Consider the following 7090-nt stretch of genomic DNA (forward strand, 5'->3'; position numbering starts at 1 on the left):
GACCGCCCGGACCTCCGCACGACGAACGTACGCATCGCTACGACGAGGGATTGCATCGTGAAGAAGAACTCCTGGCAGATACTGCGCAAGGGCGGGCAGGGCGGTCTCACGCTCACCGTCGACTTCACCAGCACCGGCCGCACCCAGGCGTGCTTCCGCGACCTGGTCCCCCTGTTGAGCGCGCCCGGCGAGATCTGGGAGACCGTGGCGCCAGCCAACGGCGCCGAGGAGACCATGTCCGGCGCGGACTACGTCGAGCGGTGGGCGAAGGGCGTCCGCCGGCGGGAACGCACCGTCGACACCGTGATCGGCTACTGCGTGGGCGCGGTCTTCGCCGCTCCCCTCGCGTCCCGGCTGGCCGAGACGCAGGACGAGGCGCCCCGGCTGATCCTGCTCGACCCGGAGCTGCCGAACATCGTCGGGCTCTACCGGGACTTCCACGCCGCCGCGGACGCGCTGCGCAGCATCCTCTCCCCGGAGGAGATAGCCGCGTTCCACGCCGACGGCCAGGCCGTACGGGAGAAGCACGGGATCGAGGACCTCACCCTCATCGGTCCGGCGCTCGCCGGGATCTTCCGCGACGCGATCGACGTGGCGGGCCGCAGGCTCGGGCTGGACGACGACGTCCGGGGCGATCTGGGCGGCAGCTTCGCGTCGTTCGTCGGCTACCTGCGGGCGGCGGCGGAGATCGACCCGATCCCGCGGTGGGAGACGGCGACGGCGATCACCTCCGCCCACTCCACGCAGCGGGAGCAGGTCTTCGGGCAGACCATCCGGCTCGACGTCGACCACGACCAGATGCTGCGCCACCCCGACGTCGCCGCCGCGGTCTCCGGGCTGATGACCGGTGCGGACGCCGGCCTGCGAGTGGCGGGGTAGCGCGGTGGCACCGGGCTCCGCGGGCCACGAGCCCGCGCTCTTCACCGACCTGTTCGCCGAGCAGGTGCGGCGGACCCCGGACGCCACCGCCGTCGTGTGGGGCGAGCACCGCAGGACGTACGCCGAACTGGACGCCGAGGCGAACCGGCTCGCCCACCGGCTGGTGGCGCTCGGCGCGGGACCGGAGCGGCTCGTCGCGATCGGGATCCGTTCGGCGCACCTGGTGGTGGCCGCGCTGGCCACCCTCAAGGCCGGGGCGGCCTACCTGCCGCTGGACCTGAGCCACCCGCCGCAGCGGCTGGAGCACATGCTCACCGACGCGCGGCCCATGCTGCTGCTGACCACCGCCGCCGACCGGCACGCCCTGCCGGCGTACGACGTGCCGCAGCTCCTGCTCGACGACCTGCAGGCGTACGCCGGGCAGCCGGACACCGACGTCACCGACGCCGAGCGGCTCGCCCCGCTGCGGCCCGCCAACACCGCGTACGTCATCTACACCTCCGGCTCCACCGGCAGCCCGAAGGGCGTGGTGATCGAACACCGCCAGCTCGGCACGTACCTGCGCCACGTCGTGCGGTCCTACCCCGGCGTACGCGGCCGGGCGCTGCTGCACTCCTCGTTCGCGTTCGACCTGACGGTCACCGCGTTCTACGCGCCGCTGATGACGGGCGGCTGCGTGCACCTCGGGGCCCTGGAGGAGATGGGCACGCCCGCCGCCGGACCGGCCGGGCAGCAGCGCCCCACCTTCGTGAAGGTGACGCCCTCGCACATCCCGCTGCTCACCGCGCTGCCGGCCGAGGCGTCCCCGACCGGGGAGCTGATGGCCGGCGGCGAGCTGCTGCTCGGCGAGACCGTCGACGCGTGGCGCCGCCGGCACCCCGGCGCGCGGGTCATCAACGAGTACGGCCCGACGGAGACGACCGTCGGGTGCAGCACCGTGGTCATCGAACCCGACCAGCCGGTGCCGCCGGGGCCGCTGCCCATCGGCCAACCCATGCCCGACGTGCGCTACCACGTGCTGGACGACGAGCTGCGCCCCGTGCCGCCCGGCGAGATCGGCGAGCTGCACATCGCCGGTGGCCAGCTGGCCCGGGGCTACCTGCACCGGCCGGGCCTGACCGCCGAGCGGTTCCTGCCCGACCCGTTCGGCCCACCCGGCTCGCGCATGTACCGCTCCGGCGACCGGGTCCGCCCCACCCACGACGGCGAGTACGAGTTCTGCGGGCGGGTCGACAACCAGGCCAAGATCCGCGGCTACCGCATCGAGCTGGGCGAGATCGAGGCGGCGCTGCTGCGCCGTCCGGAGGTACGGCACGCGGCGGTGGTGATCCGTACCGACGCGCCGGAGGTCAAGCAGCTCGTCGCGTACGTCGTGCCAGGGGAGGGCGTGCGCGTCGACGCGCAGCAGGTGCGCAAGGACCTCGCCGAGACGCTGCCGGAGTACATGGTGCCGAGCGCCGTGGTGAGCCTCCCGGCGCTGCCGCTGACCGTGAACCGCAAGCTCGACACGGCGGCCCTGCCGGCGCCGGAGGTCGAGGCGGCCCCGGGCGGGCGGGCGCCGGCCGACGAGTTGCAGGCGCTGCTGTGCGAGCTCTTCGCCACCTACACGGCCGTCTCCTCGATCGGCGTCGACGACGACTTCTTCGTCCGGGGCGGCACCAGCCTCGGCGCCGCCCAACTGGTCAACGAGGCACGCCGGCGCGGGCTCACCCTGTCCCTGCGCGACGTGCTGGAGAACCGGACCGTGGCGCGACTCGCCGAGGTCTGCGCCGACACCGACCGAGGGGACGAGTGAGCATGAGCATCGCAGCCAGCAGGAAGGAAGCAGCCATGTGGCTGCTGGAGCGGCTGGTGCCGGACACCGGGGTCAACAACGTCGCCGTCGCCTTCGAGGTGACCGGCCGGATCGACCGCGGGCTGTTCACGGCGGCGCTGCGGGCGGTCCTGGCCCGCCACGAGGTGCTGCGCACCGTGTTCCGCTCCGACGACGCGACGCTGACCCGGGAGGTGCTCGCCGCCGACCAGCTCGACGTGCCGGTGGTGGACGTCCCGGCCGGCGACGACGGGATGGACGCCGACCTGACCGCGTTCGCCGCCGAGCCCTTCGCGATCGACGGTCGCCCCCTGGTGCGGGCGGGGATCCGCGCGGGATCGGACGCCGACGTGTGCTGCGTCGTCGTGCACCACCTGAACTTCGACGCCATGTCGACCACGATCCTGCTCCGCGAGCTGCTCGTCGCGTACGAGAGCCTGGCGGCGGGCGGCCGGCCCGACGACGCCCCGGTGGCCGCGCTCGCCGAACGCGCGCCGAACGAGCGCAGCGTCGCGTACTGGCGGAAGAACCTCGACGGGCTGCGGGCCGCCGAGGCGGGCCTGTGGTGCGCCCGGCCGCCCGTCGGGGCGCCGTCCCTGCGGGCCCGGACCGTCCACCACGAACTCTCCGCGCCGGCCCGCGCCGTGGTACGCCGGTTCCAGCGCGAACTGCGCGCCTCCGAGGCGGTGGTGCTGCTCGCGGCGTACTCGCTGCTGCTCGCCCAGCACGGCGCGGGCTCCGACGTGGTCATCGGCACGCCGGTGAACATCCGGGACCAGCGCAGCATGAACGCCATCGGCTACCACGCGAACCTGGTGCCGCTGCGGGTACGGCTCGACCCGGACGCCGACTTCCGCGCCGTCGTGAAGCAGACGCGCAGCACCTTCCTGGAGGCGATCAGCCACGCGGACGTACCGCTGGAGCACGTCTCCCCCGCCGTGCTCGGCGACGCGCCGTCGTCGTGGCGCAGCTCGTTCTTCCGGCACCTGTTCAACTACGTGCCCGGCACGGTCGACGCCTCGCTCACGCTGACCGGGATGCCGCTGCGGCACGTCATGGTGGAGAACGGCTACAGCCGCTTCGACCTGGAGTTCTTCATCATGCCGGGCCCGGACGCGACGACCGTCCGTGCGGCGTTCTGCGTCGACGCCTTCGACGCCGCCGACGTCGAGCTGCTGCTGGAGCGCTACGACGCGCTGCTCGTACAGCTCGGCGAGGAGCTGGACCGGCCGGTGGCGCGGCTGTCCCGCCTCGGCGCGAGTGACCTCGCCCTGCCGGCGTCGCCGACGCCGGGGGCCGCCACGGCGTCCGTACTCGACGCGGTGCACGCGACGGTCGCCGCGAACCCGGACCTCGTCGCCGTGCAGGACGACGGCGACGCCGTGTCGTACGGCCGGTTGTGGTCGGCGGCGCTCGCCACCCGGGACCTGGTCGCGGCCTCGGGCGGGGACACGGTCGCCGTGCTGGCGCCGCGCGGCGCGCAGCTGGCCGCGGCGTGGCTCGGGGTGTGGCTGGCGGGCGCGCGCTGCGTCCTGCTCGACCCGGCCCAGCCGATCCCCGACCTCGCGGCGCGGCTGGCCGACTCGGGCGCCGCCCCGGTGCTGGCGGCCGAGGGCCTCCCCGTGCCCGGCGCCGTGCCCATCCCCGCCGTCCCCACCGCCGCCGACGCGATCCGCACCGAGGCGCCGTCCGGTGCCGACCTCGACGCCGTGGCCTACCTGGAGTACCACCTCGACGCGCCCGCGCCGCTCGCGGTGACGGTCACCCACCGGGCCCTGGCCGGGGCCGTCGCGCGGCTCGTCGAGCGGGTCGCCACCGGGCCGGCCGTCGCCGCCTGGCTGAGCAGCGCCGCGACCGACGCGGCGCTGACGGAGCTGCTGGTCGCGCTGACCACCGGCGGCCGGGTCGTCGTCGCCCCCGACCGGGCCCGCGCCGACGGCCACGAGCTCGGCGAGCTGGTCCAGCGGCACGGGGTGACGGTGGTGCAGGCGCCGCCGGCGGCGTGGCGTCAGGTGGTCGAGCACGCCGGTGACCGGCTCGCGGGACGCGCCGTCCTGGTGTCGCACGAACCGCTGCCCCGCCCGCTGGCCGCGCAGGTGCGCGCCGCCGGCGGCACCCCGCACCACGGTTACCGCACGCCCGGCGTCGCCGGCTACGCCGCACTCGGCGGCGGGGACACGGCGGGCGTCGTCCCCACCGGCCCCGTGTTCGTCACCGAGCCCGGCACCGGGCACGAGCTGGGCATCGGCGTACGCGGGGAGCTGTGCGTCGCGGGCGACGCCCTCGCCTCCGGCTACCACAACCGGCCGGAGCTGACCGCCGCGCGCTTCGGCGAGCACCCGACGTACGGGCGGTTCCACCGCACCGGCGACCTCGCGCGCCTGCTTCCCGACGGCCGGATCGACGTCGTCGGCCCGCTGTCGGCCCACGTACGCGTCGCCGGCCAGCGGATCCACCTCCGCGACGTCGAGTCCGTCCTCGCCGCCCACCCGGACGTGGAGGCGGTCGCGGCCGTCGGGTCCCCGGCCCACACGCCGGACGCCACGGACGCCGGTGACACGCCGGACGTCACGGTCGTCGCGTTCGTCGAGTCCCGCAAGCCCGACATCGCGGAGCGGCTGCGTGAGCACGCCCGCGCCGCCCTGCCGCTCACGCCCGAACTGGTCGTGCTGAACCAGCTGCCGGTGACGGTGGCGGGCACCGTGGACCGCACGGCCCTCGTCTCACTCGCCGCCACGAGGGCGTCGGCCGACGTCGAGCCGCCGGACGAGACGACCGCCGCCCTCGTCGGGATCTGGACCGAGATGCTCGACCGGCCGGGCCTGCACGCGGACTCGAACTTCTTCGCCAGCGGCGGTCACTCCCTGCTGGGCGCCCAGCTCGTGCAGCGGGTGCGGACCGACCTGGCGATGCCGGTCCAGCTCGCCGACCTGTTCGCCAACCCGACGCCACGGCAGCTCGCAGAGCATCTGCAGGACGCGTTCTGGGACGACGACGAGGACGACGACTGACCGATCGCTCAACCCACACACCGTCTCGAACGTCAGCAGAGGAGGCTCGGCGTGACCGTCGACGTCCAGCCCACACGCAGTACCGACCGTTCGATCGTCCTGACCCGCGAGGAGAACATCGAGGTCGACACGATCGCCCGCTACCTGGCGGGCCGGCCGCCGCGCCTGGTGGACGCGGCCGCCTGGCTCGCGTCGGCCCGTGAACTGTCCAGCAACCTGCCCGTACGGCTGCGTCAGATGGTGCGGCGCTTCGCCTGGGATCCGGGGCCCGACGCCGTGCTGCTGGTGCGGAACCTGCCCGTGGACGCCGACGAGCTGCCCGCCACGCCCACCGTGGCCGGCTCGGCGCAGCGGGAGTCCACCGTGTCCGCCGCCGCGCAGGTGCTCCTCGGGCTGCAACTCGGGGAACTCATCGCCTTCAAGGAGGAGAAGAGCGGCGCGCTGGTGCAGGACGTCGTGCCGGTGCCCGGCATGGAGAAGTTCCAGGGCAACGCGGGCTCGGTGATGCTGTCCATGCACGTGGAGAACGCCTTCCACGTCTACCGCCCGGACTACGTCGGGCTGCACTGCCTGCGCAACGACCACGACAACGTGGCCGGTCTCCAGGTGACGTCGATCCGCAACGCGCTGCCCCTGCTGTCCGAGCAGGTCCGCAGGGTGCTGCACGAGCCGCGGTTCGTCACGGAACCGCCGGCGTCCTTCGGTGACCTGCGCAGTGCGCCGGAGCCGCACGGCATCCTCAGCGGCAGTTTCGAGGACCCGGACGTCCAGGTCGACTTCGAGAGTTCGTTCCCTCTCGACCCCGAGGCAACGCAGGCACTGTCGATGCTCGGCGACGCGCTGCGCACCGTCCGCCAGACGTTCATCCTGGAGCCCGGTGACCTCGCGTTCGTCGACAACCGGCTCGCCCTGCACGGCCGGACCGAGTTCACGCCCCGCTACGACGGGCGCGACCGGTGGCTCCAGCGGATCTTCGTGCACCGCGACTTCCGGCGCTCCCGGGCCCTGCGCCCGGACGACGGCAACGTGCTCACCAGCGGGAGCTGACCCGCCGGCCCGCAGCCGGAACCCCGACGCGGTGTCCGTACGCGACGGACGCCCTCGTCGACGACAGCAGGACGACGCGGTGGTGGGACCTCCGAGACCCGGAGGCCCCACCACCGCGTCTTCGTCGTGCCCGGAAAATGCGCGCTGATTTGACGACCACGAATGGTTCAGGCGACCGGGAAACGAACGCACGAGAATGCGTACCGGCGCCCGCCGTTACCGATCCGCACACGCGCGGGGGCACCGTTCCCGCATTCGTCCGTGCCGGTGTCACAGGACCCGGATGACGAACTCACGCCCCACCACGAACCAACAATGCCTGACCAGCAACTCCACACTG

General features: G+C 73.9%; 4 protein-coding genes. All 4 read left to right on the plus strand.

Annotated features, from left to right (window positions below; translation table 11 throughout):
* The first annotated feature begins 57 nt into the window (after positions 1-57).
* From ACGFIR_RS12290 to ACGFIR_RS12305, 4 genes are read left to right on the plus strand one after another with little or no spacing between them, the layout of a single operon-like run.
* Positions 58-879 (plus strand): hypothetical protein, encoded by an 822-nt coding sequence (locus ACGFIR_RS12290; protein WP_393004675.1) that lies wholly within the window; start codon positions 58-60, stop codon positions 877-879.
* A gap of 4 nt (positions 880-883) precedes the next feature.
* Positions 884-2674: an amino acid adenylation domain-containing protein gene (locus ACGFIR_RS12295; protein WP_393144682.1), complete on the plus strand. Its 1791-nt coding sequence runs from the start codon at positions 884-886 to the stop codon at positions 2672-2674.
* Between the two features lie 2 nt (positions 2675-2676).
* A complete protein-coding gene (locus ACGFIR_RS12300) occupies positions 2677-5703 on the plus strand; it encodes a condensation domain-containing protein (RefSeq protein ID WP_393144684.1) in 3027 nt (1008 codons plus the stop codon).
* Between the two features lie 51 nt (positions 5704-5754).
* Entirely contained in the window at positions 5755-6750 is a 996-nt protein-coding gene (locus tag ACGFIR_RS12305) for a TauD/TfdA family dioxygenase (RefSeq protein ID WP_393004681.1), read from the plus strand.
* Positions 6751-7090: the final 340 nt, after the last annotated feature.

Source organism: Micromonospora sp. NPDC049051, assembly GCF_043197575.1.
Taxonomy (GTDB): Bacteria; Actinomycetota; Actinomycetes; order Mycobacteriales; family Micromonosporaceae; genus Micromonospora.

Coding starts and splice junctions, on each gene's coding strand:
- ACGFIR_RS12300 (WP_393144684.1), top strand. CDS start 2,677: ATGAGCATCGCAGCCAGCAGGAAGGAAGCAGCCATGTGGCTGCTGGAG.